We start from the raw sequence: 15,898 nt of genomic DNA on the forward strand, positions 1-15,898 counted from the left end.
TACCTTATATTTCAGAAGGTAAATGTCTAACTACTGCTAGCGGATAGTTCTCTAAGTCTTTGCCCAATTTACTAATTGTTGTTGCTAGTGAGCAAGTAAAAATTATTATCTGTCTGAGATTCGTAATCAGGCTATTGTTTTGAGAGTTATACCAATTCACTCATTCAGAAAGCCTGATTTAATCTGGGTTTTTAGGTTTGTATCTGTCACATTCTTTTTTCAAATTGGTATTTAAGTCTGAGCAACCACCACTTTTAAAAGATTAAGGCTTGGGGTTATTGACGCTCCCACTCCCTAAAAAGAGTGGGATTCTTGTTTGACTGTGTCAATCCTGAATATGTTGGTAGTTGGTGTCAACGTGACACTCTCAAGGATGCTTCCGCTTGCGAGTGCAATAACAAACCATATTCCAACCCCTCAACCACTGCTTGATAGGAAGCCTCCAAAATATTAGGTGAAACCCCAACAGTCGTCCAACGTTCAGAACCGTTGCCCGATTCTACCAACACACGAGTTTTCGCTGCTGTACCCGTATGTCCGTTGAGAATACGTACTTTGTAATCTGTCAGCTCAAAAGTCGCAATTTGGGGGTAAAAGTTTACCAAAGCTTTACGTAAAGCAGCATCTAAAGCCGCTACAGGGCCATTACCTTCCGCTGCTTCCAAAATATTTTTACCATTGACAGCTACTTTAATTGTCGCTAGGGCGTTGCTTGTTTCTTTCCCCTCAATCAAGTCACAGTGGACTTGAAACCCTTTAACTTCAAAAAACTGCTGGCGATCGCCCAAAGCTTCGTGCATCAACAGTGCAAAACTCGCCTCTGCTGCCTCAAATTGATAGCCCTCACTCTCCAAGTCTTTCATCCGCTGGAGAATTTGTCGTGCTTCTGGTTGATGCTGATCTAATTCAATACCAAAAGTGCGCGCTTTGGCTAACACATTGCTGAGTCCAGACTGTTCAGAAATCACAATGCGACGACGGTTTCCTACTTGTTCCGGCTGAATGTGTTCATAAGTTAAAGGATTGCGTTCTACTGCTGAGACATGAATACCACCTTTGTGAGCAAAAGCAGACCGTCCCACAAAAGGAGCGTGTTCATCAGGAGCGAGATTCACGACCTCGCTGACAAAGCGGCTAGCTTCTGTAAGTTGCGTGAGCTCGTCTTCACCGATACAGCTATAACCCAACTTCAGTTGTAAATTAGGAATTAACGAACAGAGGTTGGCATTACCACAGCGTTCACCGTAACCGTTGATTGTGCCTTGTACCATCCTAGCCCCTGCCATAACAGCGGCTAAGGCATTGGCAACCGCCATATCCGAGTCATTATGAGTATGGATTCCAATTTGGGGGATTAGGGAAGGTGGGACACCCTCTGGGGATAAGGGGTAAGAGGGATTGGTGATTGGTGATTGGGTAGATTCTTCTTCAGCACCCGATTTCCCAGCCCCCAGCCCCCAGTCCCCGGCCACCTTTACCACATCTTGAACAATTTGGCTAACTTCATGGGGTAAAGTGCCGCCATTGGTGTCACATAAAACAAGCCATTCTGCACCAGCTGCGATCGCAACCTCTAATGTTTGTAAAGCATAAACTGAATTTTGCTTATAGCCATCAAACCAATGTTCTGCATCGTAGATAACGCGACGTCCTTGAGAACAAAGATACTCAATCGTATCGCGGATCATCGCCAAATTTTCTTCTAAAGTTGTCTTCAGACTTGCTGTGACGTGTAAATCCCAAGATTTACCAAAAATTGTCACCCAACGAGTGCCCGCAGCCAGAATCGCCTGTAGCATCGGTTCAGTGGCAGCATTGGTGTTGGGGCGTCGTGTCGAGCAAAAAGCAACAATTTCTGCTTGTTTGAGCGGATTTTCTTGTAGTTGCCAGAAAAATTGTACATCCTTAGGATTGGCCCCAGGCCAACCACCTTCAATGAAAGGAACCCCTAGTTGATCGAGCCTGTGAGCAATCCGTAACTTATCTTCTATAGATACTGATAGCCCTTCACGCTGAGTGCCATCCCGTAGCGTAGTGTCATAAAGCCAAAGTTGGGGTGAGGGATTTGTGGTCATAAGACTGAGACCTTCGAGACAACTTTTAAGGCAATGTGCCAATATACAACATAAAGCCAGCTTGGTAATTTAAAAATGACCAAACTACTAGCTCAAGATAAAACAATTGAGTGTGATTACAAGAGTGGTTCCTGTTGCCCAAAGGCACAGAGTGCAGTGAGATCGTCTTTGTGGAACAAGACAAGCATGTGTTTGAGAAATGCTCTGGCAAAATCCGAAACATGGCAAAGCCAACTTCCGAAAAACTTTGCTGCAAAATGGTATTGACCTCTACAATGGCGGTGTTAAGGTAATAAACTATCCATTACTTGGCAGATATGGTAGCTGTACAGTTAAGGTAGAAGGCGAAGTATCAACAGCGAATCGGCGGGACAAAACGCAGTATTCGCTTCCTCCCCATTCTCCTACAACAAACATGCATTTAGCCGTAAGCGTTCAGAGGTTTTAAGGAATTAATGTAAGATTGACAAAATTTGACTGATTTTTAAACGTTCTCAAATAGAGTAGACACCTAAAGGTTAACTAAGGAGCAAAACAATATGGGTAGATGGACACCGCTAATTCTGATGGCTGGAGGCTTGGCGATTTTGCTAGGTACATTACTTGGCATTAACTTTCCTATGGGTGGGCAAAACGCCAGTGTTCCCGTCGGCAGTAGAACGTCAAAAGTTCTTCCGGCTAATATTAATGTTAATAGCACAGCTGCTAGCAGAAATAATGCTTCTACAACCGAAAGCAGGAGCAACGTTGCTCAGAATAACACCCCGATTGATGACTCAACATCAGATACAGAAAATATTCCAGATTCAACTACTACAGAAGCTCAATCCACAGATACTCAATCCACGGACACGCCATCAAGCGATGTAAATCAAAATAATCAACCTATCCGAGCATTGTGGTAATGAAGGCAGAAGGCAGAAGGCAGAAGGCAGTCCCAATGAAAAAGGGACTGGGGACTGGGAAGCAGAGGAGGTAGCAACTGGCGTTGCCCAGTTGCAACAAGAGCGGTTCGCCGCGCAACGCACTGGCTCCTCAGCACTCAGCACTTCATTACTCTCAAGTCAGAAGGAGTATTGCTGGTACAGTTTTTTAAGCTTTTGCAATTGAATAGTACTTCCGCCAGGCTCTGCTAATCGTAGGTTACAAGTTATAAGTTAAAAGTGATGAGTTATTAGTTATGCGTTATTAGTTATGTACTAATGATAAATGGCTAATGATTAATGACTAATAACTAATGACTAGTGACATTTTAATTATTGGCGGCGGCGTTATTGGCTTGGCGATCGCCGTTGAACTCAAACTGCGCGGGGCAAATGTCACCGTGCTTTGCCGTGATTTCCAGTCTGCTGCTAGCCACGCTGCTGCTGGGATGTTAGCACCAGATGCGGAAAACATCCCAAATGAAGCAATGCTTTCTTTATGCAGGCGATCGCATTCTTTATATCCAGACTGGACGCACAAACTCGAAGATTTGACTGGATTAAACACTGGTTACTGGCCCTGTGGTATCTTAGCACCCGTTTATGAAGATAGCAGGGGAAAAGCTAAATCTAATCTCGCCGCTGCGTCTGTGCCCCCTTGCCCCTCTGCCCGTGAATCACCTGCTTATTGGTTAGATCAAGCAGCCATTCATCAATATCAGCCCGGATTAGGAGCAGAAGTCGCTGGTGGCTGGTGGTATCCAGAAGATGCACAAGTTGACAATCGCGCCTTAGTACGTGTACTTTGGACAGCCGCTGAGTCTGTTGGTGTTGAACTCAAAGACGGCATCACAGTAGAAGCATTTTTACAGCAGCAGGGAAAAGTAGTGGGTGTGCATACCAGCGCTGGAGTAATTAGCGCTGCCCATTATGTTTTAGCCACAGGTGCTTGGTCAAATGAATTATTACCGCTACCCGTGCGTCCTCGCAAAGGACAAATGCTAAGTGTGCGGATGCCGGAATTAACGCCAGAATTACCTTTGACGCGGGTTTTGTATGGGCAGGATATTTATATCGTCCCCAGGCGGAATCGTTCTATCATTATTGGGGCAACTAGCGAAGATGTCGGTTTTACACCCCATAACACCCCCACAGGCATTCAAACTCTACTTCAACAAGCAATCCGCCTGTATCCGCAATTACAGCATTATCCGATCCAAGAATTTTGGTGGGGTTTTCGTCCAGCTACCCCCGATGAATTACCGATTTTAGGTAGTAGTCATTGTCAAAATTTAACTTTTGCTATTGGTCATTACCGTAATGGCATTCTGTTAGCCCCTGTAACCGCAGCATTAATTGCCGATTTGATCTGGGCACAAAAGTCAGATCCCTTGCTATCTCATTTTCACTATTCGCGCTTCCTCGCCAATTCATCTATCTCCACACCCATGCTCACTCACTCTGCCAATTTCTCTAACGGGCATCGTCCTGTTGTATCCTTAGAGAACTCAGCACTCACAATTCAGGACTCAGGACTGACAATTGCTGGCAAAACCTTTCAATCTCGCTTAATGACAGGCACTGGTAAGTACCGCAGCATCGAAGAAATGCAGCACAGTATTGCCGCGAGTGAGTGTCAAATTGTGACTGTGGCAGTCCGACGGGTACAAACCAAAGCACCAGGACACGAAGGTTTAGCTGAAGCCTTGGATTGGCAAAAAATTTGGATGTTACCCAATACGGCAGGTTGTCAAACCGCAGAAGAAGCAATTCGGGTAGCTCGTTTGGGGCGAGAAATGGCGAAACTGTTGGGTCAGGAAGATAATAATTTCGTTAAGTTAGAAGTAATACCCGATTCTAAATATTTGCTTCCCGATCCAATTGGGACACTACAAGCAGCAGAGCAATTGGTGAAAGAAGGTTTTGCTGTATTACCCTACATCAATGCTGACCCTATATTAGCCAAACGCTTAGAAGAAGCCGGTTGTGCCACAGTCATGCCTTTGGCATCGCCTATTGGTTCCGGGCAGGGGCTGAAAACAACTGCCAATATTCAGATCATCATCGAAAATGCTAGTGTACCCGTGGTAGTGGATGCCGGCATTGGATCGCCATCAGAAGCAGCGCAAGCGATGGAATTGGGTGCAGATGCTTTATTAATTAATAGTGCGATCGCCCTGGCTCAAAACCCAGCAGCAATGGCTCGTGCAATGAATTTAGCAACAGTCGCCGGCCGTCTAGCGTACGTTGCTGGCAGGATGCCTATCAAAGATTACGCCAGCGCTAGTTCACCAGTCACTGGCACGATTACTAGTTAAAGGTTTACGGTAATTGGGAACTCCGAGGATTCAGGCACTGGTTCTTGCTCATCCCCAGTTCCCCTAAATTAATGTAACGATTTTTATCTTATCAGGAAAGCAGAATATAACGTTTATGTAACATTAAACAAACGATTAGAAGGAATTCATTCATGCCCTATACAACTGAAGAAGGCGGCCGTCTGAATAATTTTGCCCGTGAACCAAAGATTTACGCAGCAGAACCCCCAAGTGCAGGGCAAAAGCGAAACTATATTTTCTTGGGGATAGCCGCTACAGTTTTGGTTGGTGGCTTAATAGTAGTTGCCTTCTCTGTTTCTTAAATCGGCTGTTCAGAAATTATTTTAATAAAATTTAATTTTTATCGTCTTTCAGGTTCCTGATCGAGTAGGAACCTGATTTTTTATTTTTTGTTACAATTAAAATAGTGATAAAGTATAATAATATACTTTATTATTCCAGTCGTTAAAGCCTGGATTTATCCTGAGCAGCAAAACATCTACTAGAAAACCATAATCAAGGTTCGATTTTTGACTGTTTAGATAGCCTCTTAAGGCAATGTAAACTGTGTTTTGGCTCTGTAGCCACCATGAGCGTGAATGATACTGCACATACAGATAATTTTGCTTGGAATCGGCAAGTGTATCAACGCCTGAAACTTGCTCTTAGTCTAGGCTTACGCAGACAAATATTTTTAGCAGTATGTGACGATTTAAACTTAAGAAATCAAGTAGCAGCCCGTTTGCACTCTACCTTGGCTTATCCAGTTGGGCAAGTGCTATATCAGCAAGAAGATAGTCAAGAAAGCAGCACACCAGCCTACCCGCGTTTAGCCACCTTAAGGTTAAATTTAAGTGATCCTAATCCTATAGCGCAGATCAAACAATGGCTGAAGAATTATCCACCGCCAATTGTTGAGGTATCAAAAGATGCTCCTGGGCGACCTTTACCGATACCTGCATTTCAGATTGTGGGTGTTGAACTGCTAACTAAACAACCAGTAGCAATACAGCGATTATTTTTACATTATCTTCGTTTAAGCGAGCATTATTTATCTATTGAAGAATCTAGCCTGCTGTTATGGTTATCGCGTCCTTGGTTATCTGCAATTCAGCAGTCAGCACCACAGTTTTGGCGTTGCCGTACTGGTGTGTTTGTATTTGCAGGAGAACCTACACCAACAACCCAGAATTCAGGCTCTTCAGAACGTTTTTCCAATTCTAGAAATTTGGATATAGGTAATCTTGAGCCATCTATTTTAGAAGAATCAGTTACCCAAGTAGAACTCGAAGCCGCAACCGCAGATGAATTGAAGTTTGGAGAAGATTTCGATTTCCAGATAGATGCACCAGTACATCATGAACAGAAACCCCAAGAAACTTCTGCTCCAATATCGAATTTAATCAAAATTGAGCCACCGCAACAGCAATCCCCGACTCGATCTAGTGGAAATAATACTCCATCACTGTCATCTCTGGCTCATATCAGTCAAGAGTTAACCGAGTTAGTACTAGCAACAATAAACACCAAAATTACTCAAGATGGAGAGGATGGTTGGCAACCACAGCAAATTCTGTTTGAAATTGAGCAATTGCATACACAGCAAGCTTCCGGGGAGGCAATAGCAGCTGCTTATCATCACTTAGGAAACTTATATCGCCTTCGTATTGAACAAGGACAGTCAACTTTAGAAAACTTGATGGTGGCAATTATTGCCTACCAGGAATCGATTTCTTACGATGAAACTTCACCGCAAATGCCAGACATCTTGAATGACTTGGGCACACTCTACTGGATGCTACATCGCATTCCATCTAATTCTCAAGATGGGCAAACTTATATAGAACAAGGTATTGAATTTTATCAGTTGGCTTTAAAGCTGATTTCACCACAAACGCACCCAGAAACTTACGCTCGCGTGCAAAATAATTTAGGGACAGCTTATGGTGATTTAGCTCGTTTTTCTAATCCAGCTGATAGCTGGCAGCAAGCAGTTTTAGCTTATAACGAAGCACTCCGCTATCGTACAGCTGAAATGGATTCATTAAGATATGCCGCTTGTCAAAATAATTTAGGTACTGCTTACTGGCATTTGGGGCAATACAATCAACCTGTTGTGCATTTGAAGAAAGCGATCGCAGCTTATAATCTAGCACTTGCTTACTACAGTCCTGAACAGGAACCGCTGAAATATGGCATGATTCAAAACAACATTGGCACTGCTTACTGGAATCTTGCTCAATACGAACAGCCAGCACAACATCTCCAATTAGCAATTGAAGTTTACCGTGAAGCTCTCCAATATCGTACTCCTGCTCTTGTTCCCAGTGGCTGTGCTGCTACACAAAATAACCTTGGTACTGCCTATTGGCATTTAGCAAATCTATCTCAGACAAGTAAGGAAGCAAGGTACAAGTATTTGCAACTGTGTATTACTGCTTATGAAGAAGCTCTTGGCCTTGCTCATTCACTTAATAGTAATTCTTTAAGTTTTGATTTACTTGCTACTCATAATAATTTAGCACTAGCTCATTATCAGTTGGCGACAGAAAACTATTCAAATAATGACAAAAAAACTCGTTCTCATCACTTAGAAGCAGCATTAAATAATCATTTACAAGCCTTACATGGATTAAGCAAACAACCAGAGGCTTATCAAACAACCTTTACTTATGTAGTCAAAACAATTCGCGCTTTCCACAATGAATTAGGCATACAAGGACAAAATCTGGCTTTATCGAAGGTTCCTGCTCAATTGCTACCGGAAATTTTGCCCAAATTATAGTTTAGTTCATATCAAACAAAACTAATATGTAAGAATAGCGATCGCTATCCCTCTAAGGCTGTTAATAAGCGATCGCTAAGTGCCCAACGATTAGAATTAGGTCTAATCCAACACTTTTCTGATTCATTAAAATTACGTTGATGTATCAGCACAGAAAGCAAATCTTGCTTTTGTTGAGTATTAAGATGAGTTACCATTTTTTCCATAGCTCGTAATGCACAAGTCTGCTCAAATGCCGTTTCAGAATCACTAATAATATATAAAATTGCATAAAAATAATTGGGATTGCCAGACCATTCTGCTACAGAAAGTCCTAGTAATCGCTTACCTTGGTCTTTGGATTTGAGAAGGTGATTAACTTCTTCTTCAGAAAAATTGACTTCTGGAGCCAGCGCCCGCATCCGTCCAGCAATAGACTCCATCTCAAATGTGCGTTTTGCTCCTGACGGCATAGAACTTCTCAGTTCTTTGTAGCGTTGACTTAAACTTTCAATTTGTTGCCTAGCTTCCGACAAAGGAATTCTTGAAGCGTAGACTTTTTGCCATTCCTGACGAATTTGCCGCATTTCCATCTGCTGTTGTGGTGCTGCAACATCTTCTGCTAACTTAGTCTGCTCAATCAAAAATCCTAGCGTATCGCCAGTTAATGACTGTAGCATAGGCATCATATTAGAGCTACTAATTTCCCCTACTGGTGTTTTTAATGCTCCCCCAGTCAAAACAAAAATTTTCAGCACTGATGGTAACCAGAGCAAGGCTAAAAAAATTGCTGTTGTGTTGGTAACTTCAAATTTAAAAGTTAATTTTTCACCACCGTTAATTTGAAAGGTGCTGAGAAGGATAAAAATACTACTAATAATTAACCAATTTTTTGGGATGTGGATAATTCGTCTGAGCAACCAATCTACTGTTTCCCTAGAAATCTGGTTTTTACCTGCCTCTTTATCTAATTTACTAACCATACTTTCACTAAATTTAGTACTGAATTATTAGCCCTGAATCCTGAACAAAGAAGTAAATAACTTACTCAGCATTCAGCGTTTTTAACTCAGAATTACCAATAGGGAATTACTCCTAAATTATTCTCACCAGCTGCTTTTAAAATTGATCCGCGTAACAATTCATGTTTCAGAGGCAAAACATTTTCTTTTTGACAGACGAGAAGATATTCAGCACGTTCATAAATGGCGATCGCTTCTTCATTATTATGAGCATTGCAATAAATCAAACCGTGAATTTCCGAGTAGATTACTTGCTGCTCATAAAAGTAGCGCGACCAAGCTTGACTAAGACCACGCTTTTCTGTTTTTGCTAGGGTAGCCTCATTAGCACCAGCCCGCATCGCACCAGAACCGCGTACATCCAGTAACTTTAAATTCCTAATAGGAGTGACGATCGCAATCTGATGGTCAGTAATTTCTATACAACCTACATCTCCAAAAATTTCTACTAGACAACTAGAAAGCTTTGGCGCAACGTAATATATACCACGTTCTTGATCAATGCATTGTTGATAATCTCCTGGCTCATAGTAAAAACTGGGACAGTCTCCCCGATGATGATCAAAGCGATAAAGTGGGCCCCAAAAACGAAAAGTTAGGGCAGTAGGACTAAATTCTGGACGAAAAATTCTCAGAAGTTCCGTACCCTTCTTTAAGTTATAGAATTTCGGTTTCGGCTTGCCGAAGCAAGGTGGTGGAGCAATTAGTTTTACCACCTTTATCACTCCTCATCTGGTTGACTGACAAAATGGGAATACTTAACCTTTCAGGCTCTTGCAATGTCTCTATTAAATTAGGAATTTAAAGCCCTAACTACATGCACACTTCAAAAGTCAACTAGGTATTTCCGGAAATTTTTACTTCCTAAGAGTAATTCCCAATACAATCGTCAGTCAATCAGTTGATCGTTTAACACAATTTGTGACTAGAAAACTCCCAAAGTCCTGGCTTCAGCAATCACGTCATCTATCTGACCAAACTTCAAGGCTTCTACAGGAGTTAGACCATTCAAAGCTTTATTTGGTCGAGTCAGCCAACTAATTTTAGATAAAGAAGGAACATTGAGAGCTTTTAAAACATCTGGTAACCCAGCAATCACGCCATCTGGCCCCTCAGGATCGAATTGCCACGTGGGAAACTTCCAGACTCCGTTATCTTGAACAGCAATTAAGCTATTCTTTTTTAAGCGATCATGTGGCGTTTGACGAGTTGTATTCAACAGTTCAGCCACTTGTGGTGCAGTTAATGAAGATTTAAGTAAATCTTGTCTCCACTTAAAATGTTTCGTCAGAGCAGACAATTCTAACCTACATCGCTCTTCATCACTGATTTTATTAGCACCAAGCTTGGCAGCAAAGTTGATTTCAGCCTTGGAATATTTTGGCTTACTATCAGTCGTTTCCAATTGGTCGGCTAAATCTTTAATTTCATCAGGCTGAAGCGAAGTTAGAACTACCTGCATTGCCTCTGCTATTCTTTCGAGCGCTTGTTGGGTTCCTGCCTGTGCAGAAGGGGCATTTATATTGACATTAATCATAATCATGACCCCACCTTGGGCGACAACGTAACATAAATATTAACTCAACTATTGTAAGAGATGTCAAATGAGCTAGATCTATAGATTCGCACTTTTCTGTGTGATTTACAGTCAACTGTGTGATTGACTTATGTATGACTTTTGAATGACTTTTGTATAGATTATGTTTAAAGTAGCTAAATATAATCAACACAATAATTTTTGATGGAGTGGAATGACTAGGCGATCGCTCCAAGCATCGGCAGAGGGAGTTAGTAAAGCAGAAGCTGCACTGATTCGGAATTCCTTAACGCAGCAGGGTTTAGCAGGAGAACTAGGCATTAGCCGTCAGCCAGTTACCAAGTTTTTTCAAGGTAAACCCGTTGATCGTTATATCTTTGTCACAATTTGCGAAAAGCTTAACCTCAACTGGGAAGAAATTATCACTGCGTCATCCTTTCCTCATGTAGAAGAGGCAGCAAAAGTTTGCGAAATTAAGAGTCTGGTGCAAATTGCCCGCGAAAAAATCCACGAAAGCATTCAAAGACGTTGTGGTGTAATGCGAGTGCTAGATATGGAACAACCGATGAGACTGGATGCTATTTACACCGATGTCAACTTCCTAGAGCGAGTGGCTAGAAACAGGCGGTTAGATATTGAGGAGATGTCACGTAATTTTGACGCAGAACACTCCAACCCTTTTGACTTGGGTATTCTCCAACAAAAGCGCTTACCAGCATTAGAAATTGTAGAACGCTACGACAAACTGATAATTTTAGGCAAGCCAGGAACAGGCAAGACTACATTTTTAAAATGGCTAGCAATTGAGTGTAACTTAAGCGAGTTTCAAGGCGATCGCCTTTGGCGCTGCGCTCCGCGCAATCGCGTTCCAATTTTTATTAGTCTCAAGGATTTTGCAGAGACTAGAGGACAACCAAGTTTATTAGAGTACATCACACAGCAATTTGAAGATTGTGGGTTTGATGTACCCAATGCCGCAGAAACTATTTTAATGCGGGGGCAAGCAATAATTTTATTAGATGGGTTAGATGAAGTTCAAGAAGCTGAATTTGATAGAGTTTTGCAAGATATTCGCAAGGTTGCAACGCGATTTTACTCTTGTTTCATTGTCATCACCTGCCGAGTTGCAGCAATCAATTATATTTTTGAGCAGTTTACCGAAGTAGAAATTGCTGATTTTGCTTACCAACAGATTGCTGACTTTGCAACCAAGTGGTTTCAGGTGAATGAACTGATGACGGCAGAACGCTTTCTGCACAAACTGCAAGAAAATCAGCCACTCCAAGAACTTGCAAATAATCCTTTACTACTCACCCTTCTTTGCTTAATTTTTGAGCAAAGAGGCGATTTTCCAGCGCAGCAATCAGAAATTTATCAAGAAGCACTACATATATTTCTTAAGAAATGGGACGCCCAGCGCCATATTGAACGATTTCAGATTTACAAACAAATTTCCCCAAAACAAGAAGAATTACTCAGCCAAATTGCTTATACTACCAAAGAGCAAAACAAGTACTTCTTCAAGCAGGAAGTTATTGAGCAGGAGATTAGCGGCTATATCTGCGACTTGGCTCATGCCAACACCGCCTTAGAATTATTGCAATTAGATAGCAAAGCTATTCTAAAATCTATTGAAGCTCAATATGGTTTGCTAGTGGAGCGGGCACGGGGTATTTATTCTTTTTCTCATATTACTTTTCAAGAATACTTGGCTGGCAAACACACAAAACAATCTATGCATTGAGCTTTTAGACAGCACCGTTCTTTCTATTCCCATCTGCCCTCTTCCCACGCTTTAATTGCATAAAATACTGATGAGTAATCATCATTAGCAAACGACATTTTCATTGCTGTTTGCAGAATTTGCTTAACACCTTTAATACTGCTGATATCTAAATCAACGGATTTAGCTTCATTGATAAATAAGTCAGTATCTTTCAACAAATGTTTAGTTGGAAAATTAGGATTAGCATAATTACCTTCCAACATCCTTTGGAGTTTTTTATCAAAGGTAGGGGCGTAAAGCGAACTTTCTCTAAGAATTTGCATAAATGTTTCCACATCAATTCCCTGATGTTGGACAAATGCTAGACTCAAAGCAAAGCTAGTTGTTAGAGAAGCAATTAATTGATTTAGTGCTAACTTGATGGATGCCGCAGCTCCTACAGACCCTACCAATTTAGGTTCTGGGCCAAAATGTTTTAATAATTCTAGGTAGCGCTGAAATTGTTCTTCCTGTGCGCCCACCATGACAATCAGTTTGCCAGCTTTGGCTTCTGGGATACTACCTAATACTGGCGCTTCTATATACTCACCACCAGCTGCGACTACTGCATCTCTAATTTCTTGGCTTTCTGTAGGAGTAATAGTCCCCATTTGGATGACGGTGCGCCCGGAGAGAGTGCGCCACGAAGTATCAGAAAGCAACACACTATATATGGCAGCAGCATTCGTGAGCATGAGAATTATGCAATCAGCAGCGTGAATTGCATGGCGGGGATGTGTCGCAATTTCTGCACCAGCAGCTTGTAATGGTGCTAATTTTTCTGGGGTGCGGTTGTAAGCAACTAACTGTATATTGGCTGCTAATAACCTTTGAGCCATCGGTAGACCCATCAGTCCAGTTCCCAGAAATGCCACCTTCATTGTTTATGTTCCTTTGGTACAGCGTAGGCGAAGCCCGTCATAGACATCGCGTTTCTATCGTTTGATTGTCAGCCTCTAGGAAGTAGTGAGTAAGGACTAGTGAATATTGAGCCTTTCACCCATTACTTCCATATTTTGTAGTTAGCCACCTGCAGCAAAACTTGCCATAATCACAATTGACAGTAACAGGCCTGGAGCCAGTAGCGTTACTAGCATTAACAAGTCATGGGTACTCATAATTATTAGTTTCCTAATGTATTTGTTGTCATTGTCATCAGTGTTATCCTAGTCCATTTAGACTAATGCCGTATTAATAGAGTTTTAACTTTTCACTTTTATCTTTACTCTGGTATAGTTAATCCCTTGAGCGGTTGAGAGATTTCTGTTTGCTTTAATCCCTTGCTTTGAACTAGGACACCAAAACCGCCCAGTCCCAAAGGGTTCATCAGTTCGTGTAGTGACTCTCGCCGCTGTAATAACTGAGAAAGAGGTTGTTCTTGATGAGAAAGAGCAGCAATGCGATCGCCTAATCCCAATGCCATCAAAAATAATCCCTGCTGCGTAAAGCCAACTTTATCTAAACCGCAGCGATCGCCCCATCTTTCTAAAGCAGTAAAGTCAACATGGGCTGTAATATCCTGCTGCCCGATGTTGATATAGGGATTATCATGGTAGCGATGGTGAGAGTAGCACTGTAGAGTTCCTTGCGATCGCCTGGGGTTGTAGTAACGACTTGCAGGATAGCCATAATCAATAGTTAACACATAGCCACACCGCAAGCGGTTCGCTACTATACTCAACCAGTCTAGAGCTGCTAAATTAATTTCACTGCGGTAACCATCCCCATAAACACTTTTACTAATTTCAATTTCTACTAAATCGAAATATTCAGCCAGATGATCGGTAGAAAGTTCGCCGATTACTTCTACAAATGATGGCACAGAACCAGAGGGTAAGGGAACAGCAGTACAAGCTTCCCGTGTTGTCACATAAATTTCTCGCAGTTGCCCTGCCTCTAGGATCAACTGATGCACTGGTAAGGCATCTACTAATTCATTAGAAAAAAAGCAACCAGTAATTGAGTTGGGTGGTATCTCCTCTAGATTGCACCAATTCACTGAGAACTCTTGCAAACGTTGCTGTTGTTCTTGCCTAAAGACTGGGGACTTCTCAACAATGAGATATTCCAAAACGGCAAAAAACCCAGGGTACTGCTGCTGACAGTACTTAAGAATATGCGAGGCTAGTAGTCCTTGACCTGCTCCCATTTCTACTAGAGAAAAGCTTACAGGTCGCCCTAAAATATTCCACATCTGGACAAATTGTTCTGCCAGTAACTCGCCAAAGTCTGCACCGAGGTGAACAGAGGTAAAAAAATCACCACCTTGAAACCCAAGTTTGACTGCATTGCTGGAATAGTAACCATGTTCAGGATGATATAACACCATGTCCATGTATTCAGCAAAAGTAATTCGCCGTCGAGGGCTGGTGTTAATACGACGGGCTATGGCTGTACACAGCGCTGGATTAGAATCCATAAAATTTCAGACTTAAATTTTTATATTTGGCATGGAAAATGTAATTAACATTCTCAAGCCAACCCTAATTTTTTTGATTTAGCCTACCCACTTACCAACGACACCAGCACGCCATTTAGATCGCGGACGCGAGCAATTATCTGTCCCCAGGGCTGGCGCTTTGGGGCTTCTAATGATTTTGCTCCCGCTCCTAATGCTCTCATATAAGCGGTAGCAACATCAGCAGCGATAAACGATATCTGAATTAATGACGGTGGCTGTATAGGATCGTTAGGATGGAAGCCTCCAGAAAACAACATCTGAGCTTCGTTGATCGAGGAGAAAGCAAGGGTGGTGTTTCCGGTTTCCATTTCTGCCCAAACAAATTTGTCCGTTTCTCGGAGATTCCGACGAACAAGCCCAAACGCTTTTTCGTAAAACTCAACAGTTTTAATCACATCATCCACCCAGATGATCGTGTAACCGAATTTCATAGCTGTTGCTCCTTGTCACCCATAACAGATATCCGTTTGCCAGTGCTAGTGCTTGAATACCTACGGGGCTGCTACACTGCACTTACTTCCAGACTATCTCAATACCGTTCAGTGAATAGTTCACAACAAAAAGCAGCTTAAGTTTAATTTTGCGATCGCCCGTATGTTACCAAGCCTGTTCTTCCTGAACAGGCTCCCTCAAAGCGGAGATTTGAGGGAACTGCACGGAGTGCGGTTGGGCAACAGGGCGCGCGGAAGCGCGCCGCGCCCATAAACTCTCCAAACAGCTACAGCACTGTTGATTGGCGCAAAAATTGGTATGCACTACTACGAGCATTAACACTATGAAGCATTGTAAACCAGTAGCTCATAATCTCCATAAACGCTTCTAGCGTTTGGTTTGAAGCTTTTAAACATCCTCTATTAAAACTAGTGTTTCTCAGGATTATCAAAATTTTTGATGAAATACTTTACAAAATGCAACAAACTGTTTACTATCTTAATTAACAGGTAAATCAACTTACCTGGAACATCATAAAAAATACCCAGCAATCATAAAACAATGACAGCAACCTTACAGCAGCGCGCTAGCGCCAACGTAT

Annotated in this window: 13 protein-coding genes; 6 read left to right on the plus strand and 7 right to left on the minus strand. The window is 42.1% G+C overall.

Annotated features, from left to right (window positions below):
* Positions 1-353: 353 nt before the first annotated feature.
* Complete coding sequence (gene cimA / locus AC5JL8_RS26700) at positions 354-2,075, minus strand: citramalate synthase (RefSeq protein ID WP_495882705.1); 1,722 nt, start codon at positions 2,073-2,075, stop codon at positions 354-356.
* A gap of 199 nt (positions 2,076-2,274) precedes the next feature.
* Here cimA and AC5JL8_RS26705 point away from each other — a divergent pair, with 199 nt between their 5' ends.
* The 5 genes from AC5JL8_RS26705 to AC5JL8_RS26725 all read left to right on the plus strand — a co-directional run bounded on the left by AC5JL8_RS26705 (position 2,275) and on the right by AC5JL8_RS26725 (position 8,101).
* Positions 2,275-2,523: a hypothetical protein gene (locus tag AC5JL8_RS26705; protein WP_495882706.1), complete on the plus strand. Its 249-nt coding sequence runs from the start codon at positions 2,275-2,277 to the stop codon at positions 2,521-2,523.
* Between the two features lie 91 nt (positions 2,524-2,614).
* Positions 2,615-2,980, plus strand: coding sequence for a hypothetical protein (locus AC5JL8_RS26710; RefSeq protein ID WP_495882707.1), 366 nt, complete (start codon positions 2,615-2,617; stop codon positions 2,978-2,980).
* Positions 2,981-3,312: 332 nt separating this feature from the next.
* A complete protein-coding gene (gene thiO / locus AC5JL8_RS26715; protein ID WP_495882708.1) occupies positions 3,313-5,316 on the plus strand; it encodes a glycine oxidase ThiO in 2,004 nt (667 codons plus the stop codon).
* A gap of 152 nt (positions 5,317-5,468) precedes the next feature.
* Positions 5,469-5,639 (plus strand): photosystem II assembly protein Psb34, encoded by a 171-nt coding sequence (psb34, locus tag AC5JL8_RS26720; protein WP_495882709.1) that lies wholly within the window; start codon positions 5,469-5,471, stop codon positions 5,637-5,639.
* 266 nt (positions 5,640-5,905) lie between these two features.
* Positions 5,906-8,101 (plus strand): tetratricopeptide repeat protein, encoded by a 2,196-nt coding sequence (locus AC5JL8_RS26725; RefSeq protein ID WP_495882710.1) that lies wholly within the window; start codon positions 5,906-5,908, stop codon positions 8,099-8,101.
* A gap of 44 nt (positions 8,102-8,145) precedes the next feature.
* Here AC5JL8_RS26725 and AC5JL8_RS26730 read toward each other — a convergent pair whose 3' ends face one another.
* The 3 genes from AC5JL8_RS26730 to AC5JL8_RS26740 all read right to left on the minus strand — a co-directional run bounded on the left by AC5JL8_RS26730 (position 8,146) and on the right by AC5JL8_RS26740 (position 10,645).
* Positions 8,146-9,063 (minus strand): hypothetical protein, encoded by a 918-nt coding sequence (locus AC5JL8_RS26730; RefSeq protein ID WP_495882711.1) that lies wholly within the window; start codon positions 9,061-9,063, stop codon positions 8,146-8,148.
* Between the two features lie 92 nt (positions 9,064-9,155).
* Positions 9,156-9,818 (minus strand): RES domain-containing protein, encoded by a 663-nt coding sequence (locus AC5JL8_RS26735; protein WP_495882712.1) that lies wholly within the window; start codon positions 9,816-9,818, stop codon positions 9,156-9,158.
* A 209-nt stretch (positions 9,819-10,027) separates the two neighbouring features.
* Positions 10,028-10,645 (minus strand): hypothetical protein, encoded by a 618-nt coding sequence (locus tag AC5JL8_RS26740; protein WP_495882713.1) that lies wholly within the window; start codon positions 10,643-10,645, stop codon positions 10,028-10,030.
* Between the two features lie 208 nt (positions 10,646-10,853).
* Between AC5JL8_RS26740 and AC5JL8_RS26745 the strand changes: the two genes are divergently transcribed.
* A complete protein-coding gene (locus AC5JL8_RS26745; protein WP_495882714.1) occupies positions 10,854-12,383 on the plus strand; it encodes an NACHT domain-containing protein in 1,530 nt (509 codons plus the stop codon).
* A gap of 23 nt (positions 12,384-12,406) precedes the next feature.
* Here the strand turns inward: AC5JL8_RS26745 and AC5JL8_RS26750 are convergent, their stop codons facing one another.
* From AC5JL8_RS26750 to AC5JL8_RS26760, 3 genes are all read right to left on the minus strand, one after another.
* Positions 12,407-13,285, minus strand: coding sequence for an NAD(P)-dependent oxidoreductase (locus AC5JL8_RS26750; protein ID WP_495882715.1), 879 nt, complete (start codon positions 13,283-13,285; stop codon positions 12,407-12,409).
* Between the two features lie 341 nt (positions 13,286-13,626).
* Positions 13,627-14,823 (minus strand): class I SAM-dependent methyltransferase, encoded by a 1,197-nt coding sequence (locus tag AC5JL8_RS26755; RefSeq protein WP_495882716.1) that lies wholly within the window; start codon positions 14,821-14,823, stop codon positions 13,627-13,629.
* Between the two features lie 83 nt (positions 14,824-14,906).
* Positions 14,907-15,296 (minus strand): VOC family protein, encoded by a 390-nt coding sequence (locus AC5JL8_RS26760; protein WP_495882717.1) that lies wholly within the window; start codon positions 15,294-15,296, stop codon positions 14,907-14,909.
* Positions 15,297-15,898 lie beyond the last annotated feature (602 nt).

The sequence above is a fragment of the Mojavia sp. genome, from assembly GCF_059505145.1.

Coding starts and splice junctions, on each gene's coding strand:
- AC5JL8_RS26760 (WP_495882717.1), bottom strand. CDS start 15,296: ATGAAATTCGGTTACACGATCATCTGGGTGGATGATGTGATTAAAACT.
- AC5JL8_RS26750 (WP_495882715.1), bottom strand. CDS start 13,285: ATGAAGGTGGCATTTCTGGGAACTGGACTGATGGGTCTACCGATGGCT.
- AC5JL8_RS26705 (WP_495882706.1), top strand. CDS start 2,275: ATGCTCTGGCAAAATCCGAAACATGGCAAAGCCAACTTCCGAAAAACT.
- AC5JL8_RS26710 (WP_495882707.1), top strand. CDS start 2,615: ATGGGTAGATGGACACCGCTAATTCTGATGGCTGGAGGCTTGGCGATT.
- cimA (WP_495882705.1), bottom strand. CDS start 2,075: ATGACCACAAATCCCTCACCCCAACTTTGGCTTTATGACACTACGCTA.
- thiO (WP_495882708.1), top strand. CDS start 3,313: ATGACTAGTGACATTTTAATTATTGGCGGCGGCGTTATTGGCTTGGCG.
- AC5JL8_RS26745 (WP_495882714.1), top strand. CDS start 10,854: ATGACTAGGCGATCGCTCCAAGCATCGGCAGAGGGAGTTAGTAAAGCA.
- psb34 (WP_495882709.1), top strand. CDS start 5,469: ATGCCCTATACAACTGAAGAAGGCGGCCGTCTGAATAATTTTGCCCGT.
- AC5JL8_RS26730 (WP_495882711.1), bottom strand. CDS start 9,063: ATGGTTAGTAAATTAGATAAAGAGGCAGGTAAAAACCAGATTTCTAGG.
- AC5JL8_RS26740 (WP_495882713.1), bottom strand. CDS start 10,645: ATGATTATGATTAATGTCAATATAAATGCCCCTTCTGCACAGGCAGGA.
- AC5JL8_RS26725 (WP_495882710.1), top strand. CDS start 5,906: ATGAGCGTGAATGATACTGCACATACAGATAATTTTGCTTGGAATCGG.
- AC5JL8_RS26755 (WP_495882716.1), bottom strand. CDS start 14,823: ATGGATTCTAATCCAGCGCTGTGTACAGCCATAGCCCGTCGTATTAAC.